The following is a 25,616-nucleotide window of genomic DNA, read 5'->3' as shown; positions in this document are numbered from 1 at the left end:
CAAAGCGGAATGGGGCGCCATTCAGGCACCTTGGGATCTGATCCCGGCCCATATCGCCGATCGGGCTATGACGGCAATGCCACAGCCTACGCCGTCAGTGGCTCAATGCAGCCATTCGGATGTAGCTCCGAACATCACCCATAAATAACCAATCGAGGCTTTGGCCATGCTCGGTGGCAAACTCAATGATGCGCTCGTCATCCTCGGCAATGGCTCTCAAGTCTTGTTCGGAGAGGTCGAGACAGTCGGCAACGACTTCTAAGCGCGCCAAAATTGCGTTCCGGTTGATGCTCATTCGCGGCTCCTCAACTGAATGCGAGAAGACTTCCCGACCACTCCAACGTGGCTAGCGCCCACAAGTTCGAGGACGCTTCTCGAAGAGGCTGTCCCATCCTTATCGAGCCGCCGATGTCGGGAGCATCGCCGGTTTGACCGGGATAACCATTCCGGGAAAACTATTGGCACGTGGATCGCCGCAGCGGGTTCCGACAAAAAGCATCGTCGACGAGCTCTAGGTCATTTTCCGGTCGCCGAGGATAAGGAGTCGTAAGCTCGCCGAAGAAATAGACCGGGTTCGACTGCTTGCCTATTGGTTACCCGGTCAAGCAGATATCAAGGCGCCCCAAATCGAGGTCATTGCAAGACTTGGTGGAGCTGAGGGGAATCGAACCCCTGACCTCTGCAGTGCGATTGCAGCGCTCTCCCATCTGAGCTACAGCCCCGGTCGATTCCATCGAGCCAAGTGGCGCAAGTTTTAGGCCTGCCGGCTTTGGTCTGTCAATCGGTCGGTGAGGGGCTGGAGATGGCATCGGGGCGGGAAGGGGCGGCCCTGCGAGGCGGTTATGGGTTGTTCAGCCCCGCTTCAAACGCTACATGAGCAACGCCGATCCCTGACAGGTTCCTCATGCGCGCGCTTCTCAACGTCATTCTGCTGGCTCTGCAGCTCTATACCTATCTCATCGTCGCCTCGGCGATCCTGAGCTGGCTGGTGGCCTTCAACGTGGTCAACACCCGTAACAATTTCGTCCGCTCGATCTGGAACTTCCTGGATGCGGTGACGGAGCCAGTCCTGAGGCCGATCCGGAGCATCCTGCCCAATCTCGGCGGGGTCGATATTTCGCCCATCATCCTGATTCTGCTGATCATTTTTATCCAGAACCTGATCGTCGACTACCTGATGCCGATCGCCTTCTAAAAGGGCGCGCCGCGTGGCCTGGCGCATCCGCCCCGACGGGCTCGAAGTCCGGGTCCGGGTGACGCCCCGGGGCGGGCGCGATGCCATCGACGGAGTCGAGGCTCTCTCGGACGGCAAGCCGGTGCTCAAAGTCCGGGTCAGGGCCGTGCCGGAGGATGGGGCCGCCAACGAGGGCGTCCGGCGCCTGCTGGCGAAGGCGCTCAAGGTTCCGGCCTCGGCGGTCAGCCTCGAGACCGGCGCCACGGCCCGGCTGAAGACGTTTGTGATTTCAGGCGAAGGCGAGGCGCTGGCCGCCGCCTTTGCCGCTTTGACAGGACGGACAGATCCATGAGCGCCACGATCATCGACGGAAAAGCCTATGCCCAGGGCCTGCGCGCCCGCATCGCCGATGCCGTTTCCGGCCTGTCGCGGCAGGGTGTGACGCCCGGCCTTGCCGTGGTGATCGTCGGCGAGGATCCGGCGAGCCAGCTCTATGTGAAGAACAAGGCGCGCCAGACCGTCGAGGTCGGCATGCGCTCCTTCGAGCACACGCTGCCGGCCTCTACCGGCGAGGCGGAGCTTCTGGATCTCGTCGCCCGGCTCAATGCGGACTCGGCGGTGGACGGCATCCTCGTGCAATTGCCGCTGCCGAAGCAGATCGATGCGCAGAAGGTGATCGAGGCCATCGATCCGGCGAAGGACGTGGACGGCTTCCATCCGATCAATGCCGGGCGGCTCATGACCGGCGTGCCCGGTCTCGTCTCCTGCACGCCCTTAGGGTGCCTTCTGCTCGCGCAGTCGGTGCGGCGCGATCTCGCCGGGCTCAATGCTGTCGTGGTCGGACGCTCCAACATCGTCGGCAAACCCATGGCGCAATTGCTCATCGCCCAGAGCTGCACGGTGACGGTGGCCCATTCCAGGACCCGCGATCTTGCCGAGGTCTGCCGCAGCGCGGATCTCCTCGTGGCCGCCGTCGGGCGGCCCGAGATGGTGCGCGGCGATTGGGTCAAGCCGGGCGCCATCGTGATCGATGTGGGCATCAACCGGGTGCCGAACCCGGCTGCCGGCGAAGGCAAGACCAAGGTGGTCGGCGACGTGGCTTATGCGGAAGCGGCCGAGGTCGCTTCCGCCATCACGCCGGTGCCGGGCGGCGTCGGCCCGATGACCATCGCGTGCCTGTTGCGCAACACCCTGGAGGCCGCCTGCCTCCGGCGCGGGATCACGATGCCGGCGGTGGATTTCGCCGCCTGAGCATCGATCCCAAAAGTGGATTCCACTTTTGGGATCCGTTCGACGGGCTCGTCAGTTCGCCGCGAAGCAATAGAACAGGCCGGCCCCGCCGGTGCCGCGTAGGGCGTCCTGACTGCATCCGCCGCGTGAGGCATGGGACGAGTTCCAGGACTTGGCCGGCGGCGACTCGTCCAGGCCCGTGCGGTCGTGGTGCCCCATCATGGCGGCGCCTTCGGTGCCGCTCTTCGTCCAGTTGCCGCAGGTCATGTCCTCGTTGCCGGCAAAGGTGGTGCCGTCTGCTTGAGAGCCGGTGAGGATGTCGTGCTGGGTCGGTTGGTCGCCGCGCCCCTTCACCATCTCGCCCTTCTCAGTGAGGGCCGTCTGCTTGGTGAGATTGTTGCTGGCGCCGTGCAGGTCCGCCACGTCCTTGGCGATGACAGTGCCCTTGGCGTTCTGCCATGGACCGCGGCCGATGCGGTCCTTCGCGTTCGTGGCCGTTCCGCCGCCCGCGGTTTGAGTCGAGAGATAGGCGCGCCACATCTTGCCGCGAATGCCGGCGGCCTCGGCCAGGGTCTGGCAATGCCGGTCCGCTCCTTCGAGACCGCCGAGATCCGCGCCCTTGCCGGAACCGACGCTGGTGACGAAGAACGTGGTGTCCTGGGCGCTCTGGGCCTGAGCGGCGCCCATGGGAGCGAGGGCAAAAAACCCGATTGAGGCGATAAGCCAACCGCCATTCGTTCCGCGCATTGTTTCCTCCTGTGATGGATTGAAACCGTCCTTGTTCGAGACGGACGGTTCTACAGACAATCCAGGTGGAACAATCATTCCCTCCTCACGGCGTTTTGACGGCGGACAGGCAGGGAGGTGAGTTCCCAATTGCGTGATCGGTCACGCTTCCTTGCGCAAATGCTCCACGAGCTGTCGTGCCGAAGGCGGCAGGTCCTTCAAGGAGCGGATGCACAGGGTGAGATCGCGCGCAGCCCAGGCGTCCTCGAGTTCGACCGGGATGATGGCCGTGGTGCGGGCGGCGCGGCGGGCGGTGGTCTCGGGCACGATGCCGAGGCCCACGCCGGCCTCCACCATGCGGCAGACCGCGTCGAAGCTGCGCAGCTGCACCCGCAGGCGGATGGGCCTGCCGATGCGCGTCGCCTTGCCGGCGAGGAAGCGCTGGAGAGCGCTCGCCCGGTCGAGGCCGACGAAATCGTGCTCCAGCACTTCGGCGAAGGAGATGCTGGAGCGGGAGGCGAGGGGATGACCTTTCGGCACCACAAGCACGAAGCGGTCGCTGCGGAACGGGTAGGTCTCGAGCCGCCCCGTATCGACGGTGCCGGCCACGATGCCGAGATCGCCGACGCCTTCGGCGATCAGGCCGACGATCTCGTCGCTCAGGCGCTCCTCCAGGTCGATGGAGACCTGCGGGTGCCCGGCAAGGAAGGCGCCGAGCGCTTCCGGCAGGAACTCTGTCAGGGCGTTGGTGTTGGAGAGGATCCGGATCTGGCCGGTCAGTCCGCCCGTATAGGAGCCCAGATCCTCCCGCAGGCGCTCGGCCTGGGCGAGGAGGCCGCGGGCATGCTGGAGCAGGGTCCGGCCGGCGGGCGTCGGGGTCACCCCCGCCCGGGTTCGCAGCAGGAGGGGCGCGCCGAGGGACTTTTCCATATTGCGGATGCGGGTGCTCGCAGCCGCCAGCGCCAGATGAGCCCGCTCGGCTCCGTGGGTGATGCTGCCGGCCTCGACCACATGCCGGAAGACGCTCAGATCGGTGAGATCGAATTGCATAGGTATCCTTCGTCATTCGCGAAGGGAGATAAGAATAATTAAAAATTGTGCGATAAGCGAGCCTGTAGCAAACTTCGCGGCTGACGAAGTGTGTCTCCTGTCGACCGGTTGGGCAGAAGGCACATTGCGGTGTTGCCGCGCTTCCGTTACGAACCATTCCAAACTACGGGCGGCCGACGTCGCCGATCAGGAGTGAACACCATGGCTGAGGCGAAAGTGGCTCCGCGGCCCTTGTCCCCGCATCTTCAGGTTTACAAGTGGAGCTGGACGATGGCGATGTCCGTCGCCCACCGCATCACGGGCATCGCGCTCTATGGCGGCATCGCGCTTTTCGCGATCTGGCTCGTGGCGCTGGCCTCCGGCCCTTCGGCTTTCGACGCCGTGCAATGGTTCTTCGGCTCACCCATCGGGTACCTGATCCTGTTCGGCTATACCTGGATCCTGATGCACCACATGCTGGGCGGCGTGCGCCACCTGGTGTGGGATTTCGGCCATGGCATGGAGCCGGCGCAGCGCATCAACATGGCCCGCTTCACCCTCGTCGGCTCGATCGTGCTCACGCTGGCGATCTGGGTTGTCGCCTTCATTGCTTTCTAAGGAGACCGGACCATGGCCGACAACAGGGCTGACACCCGCGTTTCCATGCGCACCCCGCTCGCCCGCGTGAAGGGCCTCGGCGCTTCCGGGCACGGCGTCGAGCATTGGTGGATCCACCGCATGACGGCGGTGTCGAACATCCCGCTCATCATTTCCTTCGTGATCATCATCGCGGCACTGGCCGGCAGCTCCTACGAGGAAGCCATTGCCATCATCTCGCACCCGTTGATCGCGATCATCCTGATCCTCGCGGTGATCTCGGTCACGAACCACATGCGTCTGGGCATGCAGATCGTCATCGAGGACTACGTCCACGACAAGGGCCCGAAGATCGCTGCCGTCATCGCGAACAATTTCTACGCCGTGATCGTCGGGGTGGCCTGCCTCTACGCCATCCTCAAGGTCAGCCTCGGCCGCATCCTCGTTTAAGGAATTCTCTCATGGCTCAAGCAACCAACGGCAAGGCCTATACGATCATCGATCACACGTTCGACGTGGTGATCGTCGGCGCCGGCGGCGCGGGTCTTCGCGCCACCGTCGGCTGTTCGCAGGCCGGCCTTCGCACCGCCTGCATCACCAAGGTGTTCCCGACCCGCTCGCACACGGTGGCGGCTCAGGGCGGCATCTCCGCCTCGCTCGGCAACATGGGGCCGGACGACTGGCGCTGGCACATGTACGACACCGTGAAGGGCTCGGACTGGCTCGGCGACCAGGACGCCATCGAGTACCTCGTCCGCAATGCCCCCGCGGCCGTCTATGAGCTGGAGCACTGGGGCGTTCCCTTCTCCCGCACGGCCGAGGGCAAGATCTACCAGCGCCCCTTCGGCGGCATGACGACCGATTTCGGCAAGGGCACCGCGCAGCGCACCTGCGCGGCCGCCGACCGCACCGGCCATGCGATCCTGCACACGCTCTATGGCCAGGCGGTCCGCAACCAGACCAACTTCTTCATCGAGTATTTCGCCCTCGACCTGATGATGGATTCCGACGGCCGCTGCGTCGGCGTCGTGGCCCTCAACCAGTCCACCGGCGAGATCCACCGCTTCCGCGCCCACATGACGATCCTCGCCACGGGCGGCTATGGACGCGCCTATTTCTCGGCGACCTCGGCCCATACCTGCACCGGCGACGGCAACGCCATGGTGCTGCGCGCCGGCCTGCCGCTGCAGGACATGGAGTTCGTGCAGTTCCACCCGACCGGCATCTACGGCTCGGGCTGCCTCATCACCGAGGGCGCGCGCGGCGAGGGCGGGTACCTCACCAACTCGGAAGGCGAGCGCTTCATGGAGCGCTATGCGCCGTCCGCCAAGGACCTCGCCTCCCGCGACGTGGTCTCGCGCGCGATGACCATGGAGATCCGCGCCGGCCGCGGCGTGGGCAAGAACAAGGACCACATCTACCTGCACCTCGATCACCTCGACCCGAAGATCCTGCACGAGCGCCTGCCCGGCATCTCGGAAAGTGCCAAGATCTTCGCGGGCGTCGACGTGACGAAGGAGCCGATCCCGGTCCTGCCGACCGTCCATTACAACATGGGCGGCATCCCGACGAACTATCACGGCGAAGTGCTGACCCTGAAGAACGGCAACCCGGACACGGTGGTGCCGGGCCTGATGGCGCTCGGCGAAGCGGCTTGCGTGTCCGTGCACGGTGCGAACCGTCTCGGCTCGAACTCGCTCATCGACCTCGTGGTGTTCGGCCGCGCGGCGGGCCTGCGCTGCGCCGAGATCCTGGAGCCGAACGCCCGTCACGCTGATCTGCCGAAGAACGCCGACGAGCTCTCGCTCTCGCGCCTCGACAAGTTCCGTTATGCCAACGGCTCGACCTCGACCGCGGACCTGCGCCTCCAGATGCAGAAAACCATGCAGAACAACTGCGCGGTGTTCCGCACCGGCGAGGTTCTGGAAGAGGGCCGGAAGCTCATCCACGACGTCTGGAATGCGGCCGCCGACATCAAGGTCACGGACCGCTCGCTGATCTGGAACACCGACCTTCTCGAAACGCTGGAGTTCGACAACCTGATCGGACAGGCCGTGGTCACCATGGAGGGTGCCGCGAACCGTCAGGAATCCCGCGGCGCGCATGCCCGCGAGGACTTCTCCGAGCGCGACGACAAGAACTGGATGAAGCACACCCTCGCCTGGCTCGACGACACCTCCCACAAGGTGACCCTCGATTACCGGCCGGTGCACACCTACACCATGTCGAACGACATCCAGTACATCGAGCCGAAGGCTCGCGTGTACTAACCAACACCCGTCATGGCCGGGCTCGTTCCGGCCATCCACGTCTTCCCACGCTGGAGCGGAGCAAAGGCGTGGATGCCCGGCTTAAAGCGCCGGGCATGACGAAGTAGAGGCAAGGTAAGACCTAAATGGCCCAATTTACCCTTCCCAAGAACTCCCGGTACACCGAAGGCAAGACCTGGCCGAAGCCGGCTGGAGCCGCGAACCTTCAGGAATTCCGCATCTACCGCTGGAACCCGGACGACGGCGCCAATCCGCGCATCGACACCTATTATGTCGACCGGGACGATTGCGGCCCGATGGTTCTCGACGCGCTGCTGTGGATCAAGAACAACGTCGATTCGACGCTGGTCTTCCGCCGCTCCTGCCGCGAAGGCATCTGCGGCTCCTGCGCCATGAACATCATGGGCGGCAATACGCTCGCCTGCACGCTCGGCATCGACGATTGCGGATCGGGCTCGATCAAGATCTATCCGCTGCCGCACATGCCGGTGCTGAAGGATCTGGTGCCGGACCTGACGAGCTTCTTCGCCCAGCACGCCTCCGTCGAGCCCTGGCTCCAGACGGAGACGCCCGCGCCCGAGACCGAATGGCGCCAGACGCCGGAAGAGCGCTCGAAGCTCGACGGCCTGTACGAGTGCATTCTCTGCGCCTGCTGCACCACCTCCTGCCCGAGCTACTGGTGGAACGGCGACCGGTTCTTAGGTCCCGCGGCCCTGCTCCAGGCCTATCGCTGGCTTATCGACAGCCGCGACGAGAACACCGGCGAGCGCCTCAACAACCTGCATGATCCGTTCCGGCTCTATCGCTGCCACACGATCATGAACTGCGCGAACACCTGCCCGAAGGGCCTGAATCCGGCCAAGGCCATCGCCGAGGTCAAGAAGATGATGATCGCGCGGGTCGTGTGACGTAACGTCGGTGACGCTTCCTTGCAACAACTTCACGAAAAGGCGCCTCGGGCGCCTTTTTTTGTGGGTTGCTATCCCATATGTCGAAGCCGGAATCATGTTGGCCTGGGTTCATATTCCTCCCTTTAGCCTAGGCTGACGCATCGTGCGGAAAAGTGGACCCGGTTTTCCGTGAAGAACGATGCGCCGCTTAGGATTGAGCATCGGACCCATAAGTGGAGTGCACTAATGGGTCCGATGCTCTAGGCGATAACCCGTCCGAACGGACGGACATGCATGAGAGGACCAAGATGACGAAGCCGCTGTGGCTGACGACTGCTGTAATCTGCTCCGCCCTGGCGCTCGGCGCGTGCTCCTCGACCCGCCTCGGCGGGCCGCCGTCCCGCGGGGCCGGGATGGCGCCGATCACCGAGGTGCCGCCGGTCGAAGCCGTCCCGTCGGGGCCGATCGAGGCGGCTCCGCTGCCGCCGCTCGCCGGATCGCCCGTTGCGCCCGAGATGACGGCTCCCCCGGCCGGCGGGACCGATATCGCCGGACTGCCGCCTGCGCCCCCGCCGCCGACCGTCGCGGCGCCGGCGCCCGCGCCCGCCCCGGCTCCGTCGAGCCGCACCGCCATGGTCGGCAATTGGAGCGTCCAGACGTCGGGAGGCAATTGCCGCCTCCAGCTTTCGAGCTCGCCCGCGCTCGATCTCTACCGGGCGTCGGCGTCCGGCTGCTCGAACCAGGACCTGTCCAAGGTCAATGCCTGGGACTACCGCGACGGCGAGGTCTACCTCTACCAGACGGGCGGCGCCGTGACGGCGCGCCTGCGCGGATCGTCCTCGGCGCTCAGCGGCGTACTCGCCAAATCCGGCGCACCGCTGACGCTGGCGCGCTGACGATCGGGCAACAAGGACGCATCAGCCTTCCGCGAGCGAACCTCTGTCGTCATGGCCTGTCCCCGCCATCCCGATGCGGTGAGGCGCGGCGCTTTATGCAATCGGGATCACCGGGACGCGCCCGGTGATGACGAAGGGATGAATGCCGGACAGGTTTTGAAAGTGGGCTGCTTTTTCAAGACAAACGGCCTCAAGACGTTTGCGCTCCAAAGCGCGGAGGGGTATCGGTCATCCCGTGAACGACACCCCCTTCTCCTCGCCTCAATCCATCACGGCCCGCTACAACGCCCTGGTCACGTCGGGTGCCATCGAGCGCGATCCGGCGCAGGTGGCCCTGCTCAAACGGCTCGAGGCGCTCGCCGGGAGCCTCGCCAACCACCGTCTGGCCCGCAAGCCAAGCGCGCTCGGCTGGCTCTTCGGCAAGAAGAGCGCCGCACCCCCGAAAGGCCTCTATGTCTGGGGCTCGGTCGGACGCGGCAAGACCATGCTGATGGACCTGTTCTTCGAGGCGCTGCCGGTGCGGCGCAAGCGCCGGGTCCATTTCCACGCCTTCATGGCCGATGTGCACGAGCGCATCCACGAGTACCGGCAGAGGCTGAAAAGCGGGGAGGTCTCCGGCGACGATCCCATCGGTCCCGTGGCGGAGGCGCTGGCCGACCAGGCCTGGGTCCTCTGCTTCGACGAGTTCACCGTCACCGACATTGCGGACGCGATGATCCTGGGGCGCCTGTTCACGGCTCTCTTCGCCCGTGGCGTGGTGGTGGTCGCCACCTCCAACGTGGAACCCGACCGGCTCTATGAAGGCGGCCTCAACCGGTCGCTCTTCCTGCCCTTCATCGGGCTGCTACAGGAGCGGATGGCGGTGGTGAAGCTCGAATCCCGCACAGATTTCCGGCTCGAGAAGCTGGCCGGCAGCCCGGTCTTCTATACGCCGGCCGACGAGCACTCCCGTGCGGCGCTCACCCGCGCCTTCAAGAGCCTGACGGGCCGCGAGCAGGGCAAGCCCCTGTCCCTGACCGTCAAGGGACATCCGGTCGAGGTGCCCCAGGCCGCCGGCGGCGTGGCGCGGTTCTCCTTCGAGGACCTCTGCTCCAAACCGCTCGGGGCCGCCGATTACCTCGCCGTCGCCGAGGAGTTTCATACGGTCGTCCTGGAGAACATCCCGACGATGTCCTTCGAGCGTCGCAACGAGGCGAAGCGCTTCATCATGCTCATCGACGCCCTCTACGATGCCCATGTGAAGCTCCTGGCCTCTGCCGAGGCCGAGGTGACGGAACTCTATCACGCCGATACCGGCCGCGAGGCCTTCGAGTTCGACCGCACCGTGTCCCGCCTCATCGAGATGCGCTCCGAGGAATACCTGTCCCTGCCGCATGGGCGCTCGGATTCGGAAGCCTCGGGCAGCACGACCGGGCTCGCCGAGACATGAAGCGGCCCTCCGGCGGATCGTTGCGGATCGCGGAGGCCTCTCCGGCCGACACCCGGCTTCTCGCCATCGCGGCCGACCAGCTCAAGGAATTCGGGCCCAAGCACATCACGGTCGTCGGGATCGCCGATGCGGCCGGCATGACTCACGCCAATGTCTATCGCTACTTCGCCAACAAGGCGGCCCTCATCGATGCGGTCGCCGGGCAATGGCTGCGCCGGATGGAAGCGACCATTGCCGACATCGCGGATTCCCCGATCCCGCCGACGACAAGCTGGAACGGCTGATCCAGGCCTGGGCGCGGATCCATCGGGACCTCCTGAAGGCGGACCGGCATCTCTTCGACGTCTATTGCACGGCCACCGAGACCGCCCGTCCCCTCATCCGCAAGCACCGGTCCCGGATGCGCCTGCTGATCGAGCGGGTGCTGGACGAGGGCATCGCGACCGGAAAGTTCGACCCCAGGGACCGGGAGAAGGCGCATGCCTTCATCAGCGACGCGGTCTATCGCTTCATCAACCCGCTTACCGTCCGGCTCGATGCGGACGTGCCGCAGGATATCCTCGACCAGCGTCTCGCCACCATGATCCGGGCCATCCTGCGGGCGCTGGCGAATGGTAGCGTGTAACATCAGTTACAAATTTCGGAAATTGTAACAAGAAAATTCAGGGGCCCTCAAGCCACTCAAGTTGCTGTAAACGCGAAGTATTTCCGAAGTGTTAAGCTTGTCGAGACTTTCATGAAGGCTCAAAGCCGTGCCTGTTAACCTTTTGGTCGCTTGATGGCGGCCCATTTCTCATGGCAAACAGCGCCACCTCAAAAATGGCATGCCAAAACCCAAGGCATGCCAAAACCCAAGGACAGACCATGGCCCGGAAAAAGATCGCGCTCATCGGTGCAGGCCAGATCGGCGGAACGCTCGCCCATCTCGTCGGCTTGAAGGAACTCGGCGACGTCGTTCTCTTCGACATCGCGGAAGGTATCCCCCAGGGCAAAGGTCTCGACATCGCGGAATCCGCCCCGGTCGATGGGTTCGACGCCAAGTACAAGGGCGCGAATGACTACGCGGCCATCGAAGGCGCCGACGTCATCATCGTCACCGCCGGCGTGCCGCGCAAGCCGGGCATGAGCCGCGACGACCTGATCGGCATCAATCTGAAGGTCATGGAAGCGGTCGGCAACGGCATCAAGCAATATGCCCCGAACGCCTTCGTCATCTGCATCACCAACCCGCTCGACGCCATGGTGTGGGCGCTCCAGAAGTTCTCCGGCCTGAAGCCGGAAAAGATCGTCGGCATGGCCGGCGTGCTGGACTCGGCCCGCTTCCGTCACTTCCTGGCGGAAGAGTTCAACGTGTCGGTCGAGGACGTGACCGCCTTCGTGCTCGGCGGCCACGGCGACGACATGGTGCCGCTGGTGCGCTATTCCACGGTTGCCGGCGTTCCGCTGCCCGATCTCGTGAAGATGGGCTGGACCTCCCAGGAGAAGCTCGACGCCATGGTCGAGCGCACCCGCAAGGGCGGCGGCGAGATCGTCAACCTGCTCAAGACCGGTTCCGCCTTCTACGCACCCGCCGCTTCGGCCATCGCGATGGCCGAGAGCTACCTCAAGGGCAAGAAGCGCGTCCTGCCCTGCGCGGCCTACCTGAACGGCCAGTACGGCGTGAAGGACATGTTCGTGGGCGTTCCGATCGTGATCGGCGAGAACGGCGTCGAGCGTATCGTCGAGGTCGAGTTCTCCGCCGACGAGAAGGCCATGTTCGAGAAGTCCGTCGCTTCGGTGCAGGGCCTCGTCGACGCCTGCAAACAGATCAACTCGGCTCTCGCCTAAGATTCCTCAAGGACGTCATGGCCGGGCTCGACCCGGCCACAATGCCTTCAACCGCTGATGCGGAGAGAAACGAATGAACATCCATGAATATCAAGGCAAAGCAGTCCTGAAGGAATTCGGCCTGCCTGTCTCCCGCGGCAAGGCCATCTTCTCCGCCGACGAGGCGGAGGCCGCGGCCAAGGAACTCGGCGGCCCGCTCTGGGTCGTGAAGTCCCAGATCCACGCGGGCGGCCGCGGCAAGGGCAAGTTCAAGGAAGCCGCTGCCGGCGAAAAGGGCGGCGTGCGTCTCGCCAAGTCCATCGACGAGGTCAAGGAATTCGCCCGTCAGATGCTCGGCAACACCCTGGTGACGATCCAGACCGGCGAGGCCGGCAAGCAGGTCAACCGTCTTTACATCGAGGACGGCTCCGACATCGACACCGAGCTCTATCTCTCCATGCTCGTCGACCGCGCCACCGGCCAGGTCGCTTTCGTCGTGTCGACGGAAGGCGGCATGGACATCGAGCAGGTCGCTCACGACACCCCTGAGAAGATCCTGACCTTCTCCGTCGATCCGGCCACCGGCGTGATGCCTCACCACGGCCGCACGGTCGCCAAGGCGCTCGGCCTGAAGGGCGTGCTCGCCAAGGAAGCCGAGGATCTGGTGACCAAGCTCTACACGGCCTTCATCGCGAAGGACATGGAGATGCTGGAGATCAACCCGCTGATCGTCACCAAGGACCAGCACCTCAAGTGCCTCGACGCCAAGATCTCCTTCGACGGCAATGCCCTCTATCGTCACCCCGACGTGATCGCACTGCGTGACATCACCGAAGAGGACGAGAAGGAAATCGAGGCTTCCAAGTACGACCTCGCCTATATCGCGCTCGACGGCACCATCGGCTGCATGGTCAACGGCGCCGGCCTCGCCATGGCGACGCTGGACATCATCAAGCTCTACGGCGAAGAGCCGGCGAACTTCCTCGATGTCGGCGGCGGCGCGTCCGAGGAGAAGGTGACGGCGGCGTTCAAGATCATCACCGCCGATCCGAACGTGAAGGGCATCCTGGTCAACATCTTCGGCGGCATCATGAAGTGCGACGTCATCGCCCGCGGCGTGATCGCGGCGGTGAAGACGGTCGGCCTGCAGGTTCCGCTGGTGGTGCGCCTCGAGGGCACCAACGTGGAAGAGGGCAAGCAGATCATCCGCGAATCCGGCCTCAACGTGATCCCGGCGGACGACCTCGACGACGCCGCCCAGAAGATCGTGAACGCCGTGCGCGGCGGAAAGTAAGGTTTCGAGCTGATGTCCATCCTCATCACCAAAGACACCAAGGTCATCTGCCAGGGCTTTACCGGCAAGAACGGGACCTTCCATTCCGAGCAGGCCATCGCCTACGGCACCAAGATGGTCGGCGGCACCTCGCCGGGCAAAGGCGGCTCCACGCACCTGAACCTGCCCGTGTTCGACACGGTCATGGAAGCGCGCGAGAAGACCGGCGCCGACGCCTCGGTCGTCTACGTTCCGCCGCCGGGCGCGGCGGACGCCATCTGCGAGGCGATCCAGGCGGAGATCCCGCTCATCGTCTGCATCACCGAGGGCATTCCGGTGCTCGACATGGTGCGCGTGAAGCGTGCGCTCGAGGGCTCCAAGTCGCGCCTCATCGGCCCGAACTGCCCCGGCATCGTCACGGCAGGCGAGTCGAAGATCGGCATCATGCCGGCCAACATCTTCAAGCCCGGCTCCGTCGGCATCGTGTCGCGCTCCGGCACCCTCACCTACGAGGCCGTGTTCCAGACCACCAATGAAGGCCTCGGCCAGACGACCGCAGTCGGCATCGGCGGCGACCCGGTGAAGGGCACCGAGTTCATCGAGATGCTCGACATGTTCCTCTCCGATCCCAAGACCGAGTCGATCGTCATGATCGGCGAGATCGGCGGCTCGGCCGAGGAAGAGGCAGCCGCGTTCATCGCCCGCGAGGCCAAGAAGGGCCGCAAGAAGCCGATGGTCGGCTTCATCGCCGGCCGCACGGCTCCTCCCGGCCGCCGCATGGGCCACGCCGGTGCGATCATCTCCGGCGGCAAGGGCGGTGCCGAGGACAAGATCGCCGCCATGGAGGCCGCGGGCATCCGCGTGTCGCCGTCGCCGGCTCGCCTCGGCAAGACCCTGGTCGAGGTTCTCAAGGGCCAATAACCAAGCAATGAGCCGCCCCGGCTCCGGGGCGGCCATCCCTCATTTGGATCGACAATTGCCATGGCACGCCAAGACGCCAACCAAAACCTCCTGAACACCGCTTTCCTGTACGGGGCGAACGCGTCCTATATCGAGGATCTTCAGGCCCGCTATGAGAAGGATCCCTCCTCGGTCGATGCCGAGTGGCAGGCTTTCTTCGGCGCCTTGAGGGACGACAAGCAGGCTGTCGAGAAGGCGGCCAACGGCCCGTCCTGGGAAAAGCCGAACTGGCCGATCCACGCCAATGGCGAACTCGTCTCCGCCCTCGACGGCAACTGGGCCCAGGTCGAGAAGGCGGTCGGCGACAAGATCAAGGCGAAGGCGGAAGCCAAGGGCGTCGAGATCAGCCAGATCGACGTGCAGCAGGCGACCCGCGACTCCATTCGCGCCATCATGCTGATCCGCGCCTATCGCGTGCGCGGCCACCTGCATGCGAAGCTCGATCCGCTCGACATCAATCCGCGCCCGAACGACCAGGAGCTGCATCCATCCCATTACGGCTTCACGGAAGCCGATTGGGACCGCAAGATCTTCCTCGACAACGTGCTCGGCCTCGAGTTCGGCACGATCCGCGAAATCGTCGCGATCCTGGAACGCACCTACTGCCAGACGCTCGGCGTCGAGTTCATGCACATCTCCGATCCGGTCGAGAAGGCCTGGATCCAGGAGCGCATCGAGGGGCCGGACAAGGAGATCACCTTCACCAAGGAAGGCAAGCGCGCCATCCTCAACAAGCTCGTCGAGGCGGAAGGCTTCGAGAAGTTCCTGGACGTCCGCTACACCGGCACCAAGCGCTTCGGTCTCGACGGCGGCGAGTCGCTGATCCCGGCGCTCGAGCAGATCATCAAGCGCGGCGGCAATCTCGGCGTGAAGGAAATCGTGCTCGGCATGGCCCATCGCGGCCGCCTCAACGTGCTCACCCAGGTCATGGGCAAGCCGCACCGGGCGTTGTTCCACGAGTTCAAGGGCGGTTCCTTCGCGCCGGACGACGTGGAAGGCTCGGGCGACGTGAAGTACCACCTCGGCGCCTCGTCCGACCGCACCTTCGACGGCAACAACGTCCACCTGTCGCTGACCGCGAACCCGTCGCATCTCGAGATCGTCGATCCCGTGGTGCTCGGCAAGGTCCGCGCCAAGCAGGACCAGCACGGCTGCACGCCCGACAACCGCGTCGCCGTCATGCCGCTCCTCATCCACGGCGATGCCGCCTTCGCGGGCCAGGGCGTCGTGGCGGAGTGCCTGGGATTGTCGGGTCTGCGCGGTCACCGCACCGGCGGCTCGATCCACTTCATCATCAACAACCAGATCGGCTTCACCACCGATCCGCGCTTCTCGCGCTCCTCGCCCTATCCGTCGGATGTGGCGAAGATGGTCGAGGCGCCGATCTTCCACGTGAACGGCGACGATCCGGAAGCCGTCGTGTTCGCCGCGAAGGTGGCGGCGGAATACCGCCAGCGCTTCCAGAAGCCCGTCGTCATCGACATGTTCTGCTACCGCCGCTTCGGCCATAATGAGGGCGACGAGCCGGCGTTCACCCAGCCGCTCATGTACCGCAAGATCCGGTCGCATCCGGCCATCGTGGAGCTCTACTCCAAGAAGCTCGTCGCCGAGGGCGTCGTCACCGAGTCCGATGTCGAGGAGATGAAGTCGGGCTGGCGTTCGAAGCTCGACGCCGAGTTCGACATCGCAGGCAGCTACAAGCCCAACAAGGCCGACTGGCTCGACGGACGCTGGTCCGGCCTCAAGGCGGTGCGCGAGGATCAGGACGATCCGCGTCGCGGGCAGACCGGCGTGTCGGTCGAGACCCTGCAGCAGATCGGCAAGGCGCTCACCACGATTCCGGAGGGCTTCCACCTCCACCGGACGATCCAGCGCTTCCTCGACAACCGCAAGAAGATGCTGGAGACCGGCGAAGGATTCGACTGGGCCATGGCCGAGGCGCTCGCCTTCGGGTCGCTCCTGCTCGAAGGCCACCGCGTGCGCCTCTCCGGTCAGGACGTGGAGCGCGGCACCTTCTCGTCGCGCCACTCGGTGCTCATCGACCAGGAGAACGAGGAGCGCTACACCAACCTCAACCACATCAGCGAGAACCAGGCCCGCTACGAGGTCATCAACTCGATGCTGTCGGAAGAGGCGGTGCTCGGCTTCGAGTACGGCTACACCCTCTCCGAGCCCAACGCGCTGACCCTGTGGGAAGCCCAGTTCGGCGACTTCGCCAACGGCGCCCAGGTGGTGTTCGACCAGTTCATCTCGTCGGGCGAGCGCAAGTGGCTGCGCATGTCGGGCCTCGTCTGCCTGCTGCCGCACGGCTACGAGGGCCAGGGACCGGAGCATTCCTCCGCCCGTCTGGAGCGCTGGCTGCAGATGTGCGCCGAGGATAACATGCAGGTCGGCTACTGCTCGACGCCGTCGAACTACTTCCACATCCTGCGCCGTCAGCTGAAGCGCGATTTCCGCAAGCCGCTGATCCTGATGACGCCGAAGTCCCTGCTGCGCCACAAGCGCTGCACCTCGACCATCGCCGACATCGCGGAGGGAACCTCGTTCCACCGCGTGCTGCACGACGATGCGCAGCGCAGCTCCGAGGGCATCAAGCTGGTGAAGGACGAGAAGATCCGGCGCGTGGTGATCTGCACGGGCAAGGTCTACTACGACCTTCTCGAGGATCGCGAAAAGCGGGGCATCGACGATGTCTACCTGCTGCGCGTCGAGCAGCTCTATCCGTTCCCGGCGAAGTCGGTGGCCGCCGAGCTCTCCCGCTTCAAGAAGGCCGACGTGGTGTGGTGCCAGGAAGAGCCCAAGAACATGGGCTCCTGGACCTTCGTCGAGCCCTATCTCGAATGGGTGCTCAAGACGGCCGGCTCCAAGGTGGATCGCCCGCGCTATGTGGGCCGCCCCGCCTCCGCCGCCACCGCCACCGGCCTCATGTCCAAGCATACGGCCCAATTGCAGGCCTTCCTCGACGAGGCTTACGCGGCTTAAAAACCGCGGCGGCTCTCACCCGACTCCGAGGGGCTCCACCGAGTCCCGCAAGACCCAAAGACGACCATGGCAACCGAAATCCGCGTACCCACCCTTGGCGAATCCGTGTCAGAGGCCACCATCGGCCGCTGGTTCAAGAAGCCCGGCGATCCCGTGAAGGCCGACGAGCCCGTGCTCGAGCTCGAGACCGACAAGGTGACGCTTGAGGTCAACGCTCCCGCGAGCGGCACCCTCGGCGACATCGTTGCCAAGGACGGTGAGACGGTGAGCCCCGGTGCGGTCCTCGGCTCGATCGTCGAGGGCGGCGCTGCGGCTGCTCCCGCCCCGAAGGCCGAGGCTCTCAAGGCGGCACCGACGCCTGCACCGACGCCTGCACCGACTCCTGCTCCCGCTCCCGCAGCGGCTCCCGCTCCGGCTGCAGCAGCGTCCCGCGACAATGGTCCGGCCGTCGCCCGCCTGGCAGCCGAGAGCGGCGTGAGCCCGGCGGGTGTCGCCGGCTCCGGCAAGGACGGCCGCGTCACCAAGGGTGACATGCTCGCGGCCATCGCGACGGGCGGGGCTGCGGCTCCCGCGCCTGCCGCTCCGGTCCAGGTCCGCGCCCCCTCGGCTCCGGTCGATGCCGAGCGCGAAGAGCGCGTGAAGATGACCAAGTTGCGCCAGACCATCGCGCGCCGCCTGAAGGATGCCCAGAACAGTGCCGCCATGCTCACCACGTTCAACGACGTGGACATGAGTGCGGTGATGCAGCTGCGCAGCCAGTACAAGGACGTGTTCGAGAAGAAGCACGGCACCAAGCTCGGCTTCATGGGCTTCTTCACCAAGGCGGTGATCCAGGCGCTCAAGGACGTTCCGGCCGTGAATGCCGAGATCGACGGGCAGGACCTCGTCTACAAGAACTACTACCACATCGGCATCGCGGTCGGCACCGAGAAGGGCCTCGTGGTTCCCGTGGTGCGCGACGCGGACGATCTGTCGGTCGCCGGCATCGAGAAGAAGATCGCCGATTTCGGCAAGCGCGCCCGTGACGGCAAGCTCTCCATCGACGAGATGCAGGGCGGCACCTTCACCATCACCAATGGCGGCATCTACGGCTCTCTGATGTCGACGCCGATCCTCAACGCGCCGCAATCGGGCATTCTCGGCATGCACCGCATCGAGGACCGTCCTGTGGTTCGCAACGGCCAGGTCGTCGTGCGCCCGATGATGTATCTCGCGCTCTCCTACGATCACCGCATCGTCGACGGCAAGGAAGCCGTGACCTTCCTCGTGCGGGTCAAGGAAGCGCTGGAAGATCCGGCCCGCCTCGTTCTCGATCTCTAAGACCAACAATCCCTTCAGCGTCATGGCCGGGTTCTCCCGGGCATCCACGCCTTCAAACGCAACGCTAAAGACGTGGATGCCCGGATCACCTCCGGGCATGCCGTTAAGTGGAGACAAGCAATGTCCTACGATGTCATCGTCATCGGCACCGGCCCCGGCGGCTATGTGGCCGCCATCCGGGCCGCGCAGCTCGGCCTGAAGACCGCCGTCGTCGAGAAACGCAAGACCCATGGCGGCACCTGCCTCAATGTGGGCTGCATCCCGTCGAAGGCGCTGCTGCATTCCTCGCACATGTTCGAGGAGGCGCGCGATCATTTCGCCGGCCTCGGCATCGGCGTCAGCGCCCCGACGCTCGACCTCAAGACGATGCAGGCCTTCAAGCAGGAAGGCGTCGACGGCAACACCAAGGGCGTCGAGTTCCTGCTCAAGAAGAACAAGATCGATGCCTTCATCGGCACCGCGCGCATCGCGGCGGCCGGTCAGGTCGAGGTGACGGGCGAGGACGGCTCGAACCAGATGCTCGAGACGAAGAACATCATCATCGCCACGGGCTCCGACGTGACGCGCCTCCCCGGCATCGACATCGACGAGAAGATCGTGGTGTCCTCCACGGGCGCGCTCGAACTCGAGAGCGTGCCGAAGCGCCTCGTGGTCATCGGCGCCGGCGTGATCGGCCTGGAGCTCGGCTCCGTGTGGCGCCGCCTCGGCTCCGAGGTGACGGTGGTGGAATATCTCGACCGCATCCTGCCCGGCATGGACGGCGAGGTCGCCAAGAACTTCCAGCGCATCCTCGGCAAGCAGGGCTTCCAGTTCAAGCTCGGCTCCAAGGTCACCAAGGTCGAGAAGACCGCCAAGGGCGCGACGCTCACCTTCGAGCCGGCTGCCGGCGGTGCGGCTGAAACCATCGAGGCCGACGTGGTGCTCGTGGCCATCGGCCGCGTGCCGTACACGCAGGGCCTCGGCCTCGATCATGTGGGCGTCCAGCTCGACAATCGCGGCCGCATCCAGACGGACGCGCATTTCTCCACCAATGTCACCGGCATCTACGCCATCGGCGATGTGATCGCCGGCCCCATGCTCGCTCACAAGGCCGAGGACGAAGGCGTTGCCGTTGCTGAAATCATCGCCGGCAAGGCGGGCCACGTGAATTACGACGTGATCCCGAGCGTGGTCTACACGTTCCCCGAGGTCGCCTCCATCGGCAAGACCGAGGAGGAGCTCAAAAGCGCGGGCATCGCCTACAACATCGGCAAGTTCCCCTTCACCGCCAATGGACGCGCCAAGGTCAACCGCACCACGGACGGCTTCGTGAAGATCCTGGCCGATGCGACGACCGACAAGGTGCTGGGCGTCCACATCATCGGCGCGGAGGCGGGCAACCTCATCCACGAGGCCGCGATCACCATGGAGTTCGGCGGATCGTCCGAAGACATGGCCCGCACCTGCCACGCGCATCCGACGCTTGCGGAAGCTGTGAAGGAAGCGGCGCTGGCGGTCGAAAAGCGCGCGATCCACATGTAAGATTGGCGGATGGCAAAGCTCCACTTCCTCTACTCGGTGATGAATGCAGGCAAGACCACCCATCTCCTGCAGGTTCGCTACAATTACATCGAGAACGGCGGCCACGTGCTGCTGTTCACGAGTGTGATCGACGACCGCTTCGGAGTCGGTAAGGTCAAGTCCCGCCTTGGCCTCGAAGCCGATGCCATCCCGCTGCGGAAGGAAGACGCCATCCACGACGTCGTGGCGGCGGAGCATGCGAGACGGCCGGTGACGGCGGTTCTCATCGACGAGGTCCAGTTCATGACGGCGGACCAGGTCCGCCAACTGGCCTGGATCGTCGACGAGTTGAGGATCCCGGTCATGGCCTACGGGCTCAAGAACAACGTCTACGGCACGCTGTTCAGCGACGCGATCATCGCCATGATGGCGCTCGCCGACGATTTCCAGGAAATCAAGCAGCTCTGCCATTGCGGCCGCAAGGCGACGATGATCCTCAAATACGACCGCAACGGCGAGGCCGTACGCTCCGGCGAGGTGGTCGAGATCGGCGGCGAGGGCCGCTACGTCTCCGTCTGCCGCCCCCATTGGACGAAGGGCGATATCGGCCCCGCCGCACGGCAGATGCTGGCCCAGCCCGTGGCGGCGGAGTAAGGACCGACCTTCGCCCCACCGGGGCCAGCCACCGCACTGCCAGGTCGTCCCGAAGGTCATCGGGTGCGCGTCGTCTCCGGTGGTCCGCAGGCTGGGACGGGGTCCCCTGCTGCGTCCTGCGTGATGGATTTCCGTTCCCTTCTCTGCGCGCCTGGCGGGAATGACATCTGCTGGTTCCCGTGCATCCTCTCCCCCGTCATGGCTGGGCTTGTGCCGGCCATCCCGATGCTGAGAGGCGCTGCGCTTGACGGATCGGGATCACCGGCACAGGGCCGGTGATGACGCGGAGGTGATGACGGGCGGGTGTGTAATGTTCTCACTTTGTTCCTGACGGCGGGTGTGAGTTGAGCTATATCATTGCGCAGACCTGCTTCTGAGAGGGGCGCGCTCGCGAGGCGTCGCAGTGCGGAAGCAGGCACGGTCCCGTGGCAGGGTTCGCACCCCTGTCGACGGGAGGCCCAGGATGTGGGCGGGTAGTCGGGATCGGTCGCAGGCCCCCGTCGAGCAGACGGACCACGCCTGCGGCGGTTGACTGAGCTTGCCTCTCCTGTCCGCCTAAAAAAGCCGTGCGCGAAGAGGCACTCCGGCTCTTCCATTCCATCATCCCCATCGAGCCGGGCTGCCCTTCGCGCCACCCTCGATCAATCTCAGGCTCAGGGCTCTCCAGCCCTGGGCCCACAGGTGCTGGCTCTGTGACACACATCATTCCCGCGCCCGACCTCACACCCACCACGTCTTGGCCGGGCCTGTCCCGGCCATCCCGATGCGGAAATGCGCAGCGCTTCGATCCAACGTCATCACCGGGACAAGCCCGGTGATGACGCCGGAGGGTGCAGTCGGAGGGTGCGAGGGCCCAATGAAACCGCAAGCGGAACCAGGCGCCGGCTATCCATCGGGATCACCGGCGCCGATCCCCGGATCAAGTCCGGGGAGGTGATGACGTGGCGAAGCGGGAGATGTCATCCCTGTCTGCCCGCGGCCGGCGTTACGAAACGTCCTGCTTCACCCTTGCCCGCGGATGCGCCGCGTTGAAGGCATCCATCAGACGGGCGGCATCCACCTTCGTGTAAAGCTGCGTGGTCGAGAGCGAGGCGTGGCCCAGGAGCTCCTGGATGCCGCGCAGGTCGCCGCCCTTGGCGAGAAGATGTGTCGCGAAGGAATGGCGCAGGGCATGAGGCGTGGCGCTGTCCGGCAGACCCAACGCGCCACGCAGTTCCTCGACGGCGAGCTGGATGATACGCGGCGAGAGCGGACCGCCCCGCGCCCCGACGAAGAGCGGACCCTCCGGCGGGATCGCATAGGGGCAGAGCTGCAGATACTCCTCCACGGCGCGCTGGATGGCTGAGATGACCGGCACGCTGCGCATCTTGCTGCCCTTGCCGGTGACCGTGATCGTGTCGATCCCGTTGACCGGGGCATCGCGCCGCTGCAGCCCCAGCGCCTCGGAAATGCGCAGGCCTGCGCCGTAGAGCAGGGAGAGCACGGCGGCATCGCGCGCCAGGATCCAGGGCTTGCGGTTCTCGGACGCCCGCGTCGCGGCATCCGTCACCGCTACAGCCGAGGAGGCCGAGAGGGGGCGCGGCAGGTTCTTGTCCACCTTCGGCGTGCAGATCGCCGCAAAGGCCGAGGCCGTCCCGAAGCCCTCCCGTTCCAGATGGCGGGCAAAGGAGCGCAGGGCCGCGAGCTGGCGCATGAGCGAGCGGCTGCCGACCGAATTCATCCGACGGGCGGCGAGAAACGCCCGGATGTCGAGAGGCTTCAGGCCGAGGATGCCTTTCACGCTCGGCGGCTCGCCGAGATGGTTGGTCAGGAAGGCCAGGAACTGGCGCAGATCCCGGGCATAGGCCTCGACGGTTTTGCCTGAGAGCCGCCGCTCCTTGGCGAGCGAGGCGAGCCACGCCATCGCCTCGCGGCGGGTGTCATCCGCGCCGGGAAGGACGAGATCGAGAGCATTTTGCGTGACGCTGCTTGACATGAGTCCCATTTATGCAAGGGCAGAACCATAACAGTCACAGGTTAACTCCTTTCGAATGACAAGCCGCATTGCCGATGTCCTCATCCCGCTGGCGCTGGACACGGCCTATTCCTATGCCGTGCCGGACGGCCTCGCCCTCGAGGAGGGCGACGTGGTGCAGGTGCCGCTCGCCAACCGCGAGGTGGCCGGCGTCGTCTGGGGCTTGCGGGACGGGCAGGGGGGGAACCTCAAGAAGGTAACCGGCGTCATCAAGGCGCCGAACCTGTCGTCCAAGATGCGCAAGTTCCTTGACTGGATCGCGTGGTACACCCTGGCGCCCAAGGGATCGGCCCTCGCCATGGGGCTGAAGATCCCGGATCCGGACCGGCAGGAGGTGGCGCGCGTCGGCGTGAGGATGGCGGGCGCCCTGCCGAAGCGCATGACGCCCGCGCGGCAGAAGGTGGTCGAGATCGCCCAGGACGGAATCGTCCGGCTCAAAAGCGAGCTGGCGCATGCGGCCGGCGTCAGCAGCGGCGTCGTCGACGGCCTCATCGACGAGGGAACTCTGGAAACCGTGGCGCTTCTGGCCGAGCCCGTCGCCGAGATGCCCGATCCCGCCTTCGGCCACACGGCCCTCTCCGATGGCCAACGCGAGGCGGCGGACGAACTCGTCGCCGCCATGGGCGAGGAGCACCCGCCCGTGATCCTGCTCGAAGGCGTCACGGGCTCCGGCAAGACCGAGGTCTATTTCGAGGCGGTCGCCGAGGCCTTGCGGACCGGCCGGCAGGCGTTGATCCTCATGCCGGAAATCGCCCTCACGGCGCAATTCCTCGACCGGTTCGCGGCCCGCTTCGGCGTCAAGCCCGCCACCTGGCATTCCGGCGTGACCGGCCGCCGGCGCGAGCGGCTTTATGCGGCCATCGCGGCGGGCGAGGTGAAGGTGGTGGCGGGCGCACGTTCGGCCCTGTTCCTGCCCTACGCGGATCTCGGCCTCGTCATCGTCGACGAGGAGCACGAGACCGCCTACAAGCAGGACGACGGGGTGCATTACCATGCCCGCGACATGGCGGTGGTGCGCGGCAAGATCGAGAATGCACCGGTGGTGCTGGCCTCCGCGACGCCTTCCATCGAGAGCCGGGTCAACGTGGAGCGCGGGCGCTACCGCCATGTGCGCCTCCCTGAGCGGTTCGGCGGGCGTTCCATGCCGCAGATCTGGGCCGTGGACCTGCGTAGGGAAGCTATCCCGAAAGGGCGCTGGCTCTCGCCGGCCCTGGTGACGGCCGTGGAGGACACGGTCGCCCGAGGCGAGCAGGCGCTGCTCTTCCTCAACCGGCGCGGCTACGCCCCGCTCACCCTCTGCCGGGCCTGCGCCCATCGCTACGAATGCCCGAACTGCTCCTCCTGGCTCGTCGAGCACCGCTTCCGGCGCTCCCTCGTGTGCCATCATTGCGGCCATGTGGAGCGTACGCCGCACGCCTGTGTCGAATGCGGCAGCGTCGATTCGCTGGTGCCCTGCGGCCCCGGCGTGGAGCGGATTGCAGAGGAGGCGGCGGAACTGTTTCCGGACAAGCGCTGCATCGTGCTCTCCAGCGACTTTCCTGGCGGCACGGAGCGGCTGCGGACGGAACTCGCCGCGATCGCTGCGGGCGAGTTCGACATCGTCATCGGCACGCAGCTCGTCGCCAAGGGACACAACTTCCCGCTCATGACGCTGGTGGGCGTGCTCGACGCCGATATCGGCCTCACCTCCGGCGATCCGCGCGCGGCCGAGCGCACCTTCCAGATGCTCCAGCAGGTCACGGGCCGCGCCGGGCGTGGGGAAAAACCGGGCCGGGCCCTCGTCCAGACCTGGCAGCCGGACCATCCGGTGATCGCGGCGCTGATCTCCGGCGATGCGGAGCGGTTCTACGAGGAGGAGACCCGCGTCCGCGAAATGGCGGGCCTACCTCCGTTCGGGCGCTTGGCGTCCCTCATCGTCTCGGCCGCCGAGCGCGAGGCGGCGGAAGCCCATGCCCGCGCCATGGCCCTGGTGGCGGAGCCTCCGCCCGGTGTCACGGTGCTCGGCCCCGCCGAAGCGCCGCTCGCCCTGATCCGCGGCCGCTATCGCTTCCGGCTCCTGGTCAAGACGGAACGGGAGGTGGACCTTCAGGCCTATCTGCGAGGCTGGATGGCCCGCTGCCCGAAGATTCGCGGCAACACCCGCGTCTCCATCGACGTGGACCCGCAGAGCTTTTTGTGATCAAGCAAAAGCGCATCATCAAGACAAGGCACCATGACCAAGATCGTCCATTGCATCCGCCACGGCCAGTCCACCTTCAACGCCCACTGGGCTGAACACGGCGAGGATCCGCTCCACATCGATGCGCCCCTGACCGAGCTCGGCCGGCGCCAAGTGGCCGAGCGGGCGCCCGAGCTGCGCCAGTATCCTTATGAGCTCGTCGTGACCTCGCCGCTGACCCGGGCGATCCAGACCACCATGGGCCTGTTCGGGGACCATCCCGCCTCTCCGTCGATCCTCGTGGAATGCCTCCACCGCGAGTCCCTGGAGAGCAGCTGCGACGTGGGCCGCGCCGTCTCCTGCCTGTCGCAGGAGTTTCCCCATCTCTCCTTCGGGCATCTGGATGAGGTCTGGTGGCACAACGAGGGCGAGGTGAACGAGCGGGGCTTCGTCTACGAGCCGGCCCATGTGTTCGAGGAGCGGGTCGAGCGGTTCCGCGGCTGGCTCGCCGAGCGGCCGGAAAGCATGATCGCCGTCGTCGGGCACGGCACCTTCTTCAGCAAGCTCACCGGACGGTTTCTGAACAACTGCGAAGTTGCCACCCTGGAGCTCTAGAGCATTTTTCGGCGAAGGGGCTCCTCTGGACCTTTACCTTAACCGGGTGCCCGGTTTTTTCCCGGCCAGACAGGGCCCAGCTCGCCTTGCGCC

Annotated in this window: 24 protein-coding genes and 1 tRNA gene; 20 read left to right on the top strand and 5 right to left on the bottom strand. The window is 65.4% G+C overall.

The genetic code is table 11. The annotated features are described in order from the left end of the window. Window positions 1–94: 94 nt before the first annotated feature. Together ACD578_RS20635 and ACD578_RS20630 are read right to left on the bottom strand one after the other, a co-directional pair. Window positions 95–295: a hypothetical protein gene (locus ACD578_RS20635; RefSeq protein WP_152718324.1), complete on the bottom strand. Its 201-nt coding sequence runs from the start codon at window positions 293–295 to the stop codon at window positions 95–97. Between the two features lie 351 nt (window positions 296–646). Continuing rightward, window positions 647–722: transfer RNA gene (locus tag ACD578_RS20630), tRNA-Ala, on the bottom strand. A gap of 182 nt (window positions 723–904) precedes the next feature. Between ACD578_RS20630 and ACD578_RS20625 the strand changes: the two genes are divergently transcribed. From ACD578_RS20625 to folD, 3 genes are read left to right on the top strand one after another with little or no spacing between them, the layout of a single operon-like run. Continuing rightward, on the top strand, window positions 905–1,195 hold the full coding sequence (locus ACD578_RS20625; protein WP_152709959.1) for a YggT family protein: 291 nt from the start codon (window positions 905–907) through the stop codon (window positions 1,193–1,195). Window positions 1,196–1,208: 13 nt separating this feature from the next. After that, the gene (locus tag ACD578_RS20620; RefSeq protein ID WP_404288065.1) at window positions 1,209–1,526 is read left to right on the top strand and encodes a DUF167 family protein; all 318 of its coding nucleotides are present in this window, start codon (window positions 1,209–1,211) and stop codon (window positions 1,524–1,526) included. Beyond that, window positions 1,523–2,425, top strand: a complete 903-nt coding sequence (gene folD / locus ACD578_RS20615) for a bifunctional methylenetetrahydrofolate dehydrogenase/methenyltetrahydrofolate cyclohydrolase FolD (protein ID WP_404288063.1) — start codon at window positions 1,523–1,525, stop codon at window positions 2,423–2,425. The genes ACD578_RS20620 and folD overlap by 4 nt, the downstream gene beginning before the upstream one ends. A 51-nt stretch (window positions 2,426–2,476) precedes the next feature. Here folD and ACD578_RS20610 read toward each other — a convergent pair whose 3' ends face one another. Together ACD578_RS20610 and ACD578_RS20605 are read right to left on the bottom strand one after the other, a co-directional pair. Then, window positions 2,477–3,091 carry a hypothetical protein gene (locus tag ACD578_RS20610; protein ID WP_404293968.1) on the bottom strand — a complete coding sequence of 205 codons (615 nt, stop codon included), beginning with the start codon at window positions 3,089–3,091 and terminating at the stop codon, window positions 2,477–2,479. A 201-nt stretch (window positions 3,092–3,292) separates the two neighbouring features. Next, window positions 3,293–4,180, bottom strand: a complete 888-nt coding sequence (locus ACD578_RS20605) for a LysR substrate-binding domain-containing protein (protein WP_404288061.1) — start codon at window positions 4,178–4,180, stop codon at window positions 3,293–3,295. A 201-nt stretch (window positions 4,181–4,381) separates the two neighbouring features. On the opposite strand from ACD578_RS20605, the gene sdhC reads away from it, so the two are divergent. The 15 genes from sdhC to ACD578_RS20530 all read left to right on the top strand — a co-directional run bounded on the left by sdhC (window position 4,382) and on the right by ACD578_RS20530 (window position 20,736). Continuing rightward, a complete protein-coding gene (gene sdhC, locus ACD578_RS20600) occupies window positions 4,382–4,777 on the top strand; it encodes a succinate dehydrogenase, cytochrome b556 subunit (protein WP_404288059.1) in 396 nt (131 codons plus the stop codon). Between the two features lie 12 nt (window positions 4,778–4,789). Continuing rightward, the gene (sdhD, locus tag ACD578_RS20595) at window positions 4,790–5,206 is read left to right on the top strand and encodes a succinate dehydrogenase, hydrophobic membrane anchor protein (RefSeq protein ID WP_404288057.1); all 417 of its coding nucleotides are present in this window, start codon (window positions 4,790–4,792) and stop codon (window positions 5,204–5,206) included. A gap of 11 nt (window positions 5,207–5,217) precedes the next feature. Continuing rightward, window positions 5,218–7,026 (top strand): succinate dehydrogenase flavoprotein subunit, encoded by a 1,809-nt coding sequence (sdhA, locus tag ACD578_RS20590; RefSeq protein WP_152709969.1) that lies wholly within the window; start codon window positions 5,218–5,220, stop codon window positions 7,024–7,026. 125 nt (window positions 7,027–7,151) lie between these two features. Beyond that, complete coding sequence (locus ACD578_RS20585) at window positions 7,152–7,934, top strand: succinate dehydrogenase iron-sulfur subunit (RefSeq protein WP_152709971.1); 783 nt, start codon at window positions 7,152–7,154, stop codon at window positions 7,932–7,934. Between the two features lie 215 nt (window positions 7,935–8,149). Then, window positions 8,150–8,812, top strand: coding sequence for an AprI/Inh family metalloprotease inhibitor (locus ACD578_RS20580; RefSeq protein ID WP_404288054.1), 663 nt, complete (start codon window positions 8,150–8,152; stop codon window positions 8,810–8,812). A 235-nt stretch (window positions 8,813–9,047) separates the two neighbouring features. Beyond that, window positions 9,048–10,241: a cell division protein ZapE gene (gene zapE / locus ACD578_RS20575; protein ID WP_404288052.1), complete on the top strand. Its 1,194-nt coding sequence runs from the start codon at window positions 9,048–9,050 to the stop codon at window positions 10,239–10,241. Next, window positions 10,238–10,525 (top strand): TetR/AcrR family transcriptional regulator, encoded by a 288-nt coding sequence (locus ACD578_RS20570; protein WP_404288050.1) that lies wholly within the window; start codon window positions 10,238–10,240, stop codon window positions 10,523–10,525. The genes zapE and ACD578_RS20570 overlap by 4 nt, the downstream gene beginning before the upstream one ends. After that, the gene (locus ACD578_RS20565; RefSeq protein WP_404288048.1) at window positions 10,447–10,866 is read left to right on the top strand and encodes a hypothetical protein; all 420 of its coding nucleotides are present in this window, start codon (window positions 10,447–10,449) and stop codon (window positions 10,864–10,866) included. The genes ACD578_RS20570 and ACD578_RS20565 overlap by 79 nt, the downstream gene beginning before the upstream one ends. Before the next feature lie 239 nt (window positions 10,867–11,105). Then, on the top strand, window positions 11,106–12,068 hold the full coding sequence (gene mdh / locus ACD578_RS20560) for a malate dehydrogenase (protein ID WP_404288046.1): 963 nt from the start codon (window positions 11,106–11,108) through the stop codon (window positions 12,066–12,068). A 73-nt stretch (window positions 12,069–12,141) separates the two neighbouring features. Continuing rightward, entirely contained in the window at window positions 12,142–13,341 is a 1,200-nt protein-coding gene (gene sucC / locus ACD578_RS20555; protein WP_404288044.1) for an ADP-forming succinate--CoA ligase subunit beta, read from the top strand. 12 nt (window positions 13,342–13,353) lie between these two features. Continuing rightward, window positions 13,354–14,241, top strand: a complete 888-nt coding sequence (gene sucD / locus ACD578_RS20550; protein WP_152709981.1) for a succinate--CoA ligase subunit alpha — start codon at window positions 13,354–13,356, stop codon at window positions 14,239–14,241. A gap of 60 nt (window positions 14,242–14,301) precedes the next feature. After that, the gene (locus ACD578_RS20545) at window positions 14,302–17,262 is read left to right on the top strand and encodes a 2-oxoglutarate dehydrogenase E1 component (protein ID WP_404288042.1); all 2,961 of its coding nucleotides are present in this window, start codon (window positions 14,302–14,304) and stop codon (window positions 17,260–17,262) included. 66 nt (window positions 17,263–17,328) lie between these two features. Further along, window positions 17,329–18,582, top strand: a complete 1,254-nt coding sequence (odhB, locus tag ACD578_RS20540) for a 2-oxoglutarate dehydrogenase complex dihydrolipoyllysine-residue succinyltransferase (protein ID WP_404288040.1) — start codon at window positions 17,329–17,331, stop codon at window positions 18,580–18,582. A gap of 120 nt (window positions 18,583–18,702) precedes the next feature. Continuing rightward, window positions 18,703–20,103, top strand: coding sequence for a dihydrolipoyl dehydrogenase (gene lpdA, locus ACD578_RS20535; protein WP_404288038.1), 1,401 nt, complete (start codon window positions 18,703–18,705; stop codon window positions 20,101–20,103). Between the two features lie 9 nt (window positions 20,104–20,112). Beyond that, entirely contained in the window at window positions 20,113–20,736 is a 624-nt protein-coding gene (locus ACD578_RS20530) for a thymidine kinase (protein WP_404288036.1), read from the top strand. A gap of 985 nt (window positions 20,737–21,721) precedes the next feature. Here ACD578_RS20530 and ACD578_RS20525 read toward each other — a convergent pair. After that, window positions 21,722–22,720 (bottom strand): tyrosine recombinase XerC, encoded by a 999-nt coding sequence (locus ACD578_RS20525; RefSeq protein WP_404288034.1) that lies wholly within the window; start codon window positions 22,718–22,720, stop codon window positions 21,722–21,724. A 46-nt stretch (window positions 22,721–22,766) separates the two neighbouring features. Between ACD578_RS20525 and ACD578_RS20520 the strand changes: the two genes are divergently transcribed. Beyond that, window positions 22,767–24,929 (top strand): primosomal protein N', encoded by a 2,163-nt coding sequence (locus ACD578_RS20520; RefSeq protein ID WP_404288032.1) that lies wholly within the window; start codon window positions 22,767–22,769, stop codon window positions 24,927–24,929. A gap of 33 nt (window positions 24,930–24,962) precedes the next feature. Then, window positions 24,963–25,523: a histidine phosphatase family protein gene (locus ACD578_RS20515; RefSeq protein ID WP_404288030.1), complete on the top strand. Its 561-nt coding sequence runs from the start codon at window positions 24,963–24,965 to the stop codon at window positions 25,521–25,523. Window positions 25,524–25,616 lie beyond the last annotated feature (93 nt).

The sequence above is a fragment of the Microvirga sp. RSM25 genome, assembly GCF_044784385.1.
In the GTDB taxonomy this organism is placed as follows: Bacteria; Pseudomonadota; Alphaproteobacteria; order Rhizobiales; family Beijerinckiaceae; genus Microvirga; species Microvirga tunisiensis.
This window is presented reverse-complemented; position numbering and strand designations above follow the sequence as displayed.

Excerpts from the sequence above, each read along its gene's own strand:
- ACD578_RS20530 (WP_404288036.1), top strand. The coding sequence starts at position 20,113 with ATGGCAAAGCTCCACTTCCTCTACTCGGTGATGAATGCAGGCAAGACC.
- sucC (WP_404288044.1), top strand. The coding sequence starts at position 12,142 with ATGAACATCCATGAATATCAAGGCAAAGCAGTCCTGAAGGAATTCGGC.
- ACD578_RS20545 (WP_404288042.1), top strand. The coding sequence starts at position 14,302 with ATGGCACGCCAAGACGCCAACCAAAACCTCCTGAACACCGCTTTCCTG.
- sucD (WP_152709981.1), top strand. The coding sequence starts at position 13,354 with ATGTCCATCCTCATCACCAAAGACACCAAGGTCATCTGCCAGGGCTTT.
- lpdA (WP_404288038.1), top strand. The coding sequence starts at position 18,703 with ATGTCCTACGATGTCATCGTCATCGGCACCGGCCCCGGCGGCTATGTG.
- sdhD (WP_404288057.1), top strand. The coding sequence starts at position 4,790 with ATGGCCGACAACAGGGCTGACACCCGCGTTTCCATGCGCACCCCGCTC.
- ACD578_RS20520 (WP_404288032.1), top strand. The coding sequence starts at position 22,767 with ATGACAAGCCGCATTGCCGATGTCCTCATCCCGCTGGCGCTGGACACG.
- ACD578_RS20585 (WP_152709971.1), top strand. The coding sequence starts at position 7,152 with ATGGCCCAATTTACCCTTCCCAAGAACTCCCGGTACACCGAAGGCAAG.
- ACD578_RS20635 (WP_152718324.1), bottom strand. The coding sequence starts at position 295 with ATGAGCATCAACCGGAACGCAATTTTGGCGCGCTTAGAAGTCGTTGCC.
- sdhA (WP_152709969.1), top strand. The coding sequence starts at position 5,218 with ATGGCTCAAGCAACCAACGGCAAGGCCTATACGATCATCGATCACACG.
- ACD578_RS20515 (WP_404288030.1), top strand. The coding sequence starts at position 24,963 with ATGACCAAGATCGTCCATTGCATCCGCCACGGCCAGTCCACCTTCAAC.
- folD (WP_404288063.1), top strand. The coding sequence starts at position 1,523 with ATGAGCGCCACGATCATCGACGGAAAAGCCTATGCCCAGGGCCTGCGC.
- ACD578_RS20625 (WP_152709959.1), top strand. The coding sequence starts at position 905 with ATGCGCGCGCTTCTCAACGTCATTCTGCTGGCTCTGCAGCTCTATACC.
- ACD578_RS20605 (WP_404288061.1), bottom strand. The coding sequence starts at position 4,180 with ATGCAATTCGATCTCACCGATCTGAGCGTCTTCCGGCATGTGGTCGAG.
- ACD578_RS20610 (WP_404293968.1), bottom strand. The coding sequence starts at position 3,091 with ATGGGCGCCGCTCAGGCCCAGAGCGCCCAGGACACCACGTTCTTCGTC.
- mdh (WP_404288046.1), top strand. The coding sequence starts at position 11,106 with ATGGCCCGGAAAAAGATCGCGCTCATCGGTGCAGGCCAGATCGGCGGA.
- ACD578_RS20570 (WP_404288050.1), top strand. The coding sequence starts at position 10,238 with ATGAAGCGGCCCTCCGGCGGATCGTTGCGGATCGCGGAGGCCTCTCCG.
- ACD578_RS20565 (WP_404288048.1), top strand. The coding sequence starts at position 10,447 with ATGGCTGCGCCGGATGGAAGCGACCATTGCCGACATCGCGGATTCCCC.
- odhB (WP_404288040.1), top strand. The coding sequence starts at position 17,329 with ATGGCAACCGAAATCCGCGTACCCACCCTTGGCGAATCCGTGTCAGAG.
- sdhC (WP_404288059.1), top strand. The coding sequence starts at position 4,382 with ATGGCTGAGGCGAAAGTGGCTCCGCGGCCCTTGTCCCCGCATCTTCAG.
- ACD578_RS20525 (WP_404288034.1), bottom strand. The coding sequence starts at position 22,720 with ATGGGACTCATGTCAAGCAGCGTCACGCAAAATGCTCTCGATCTCGTC.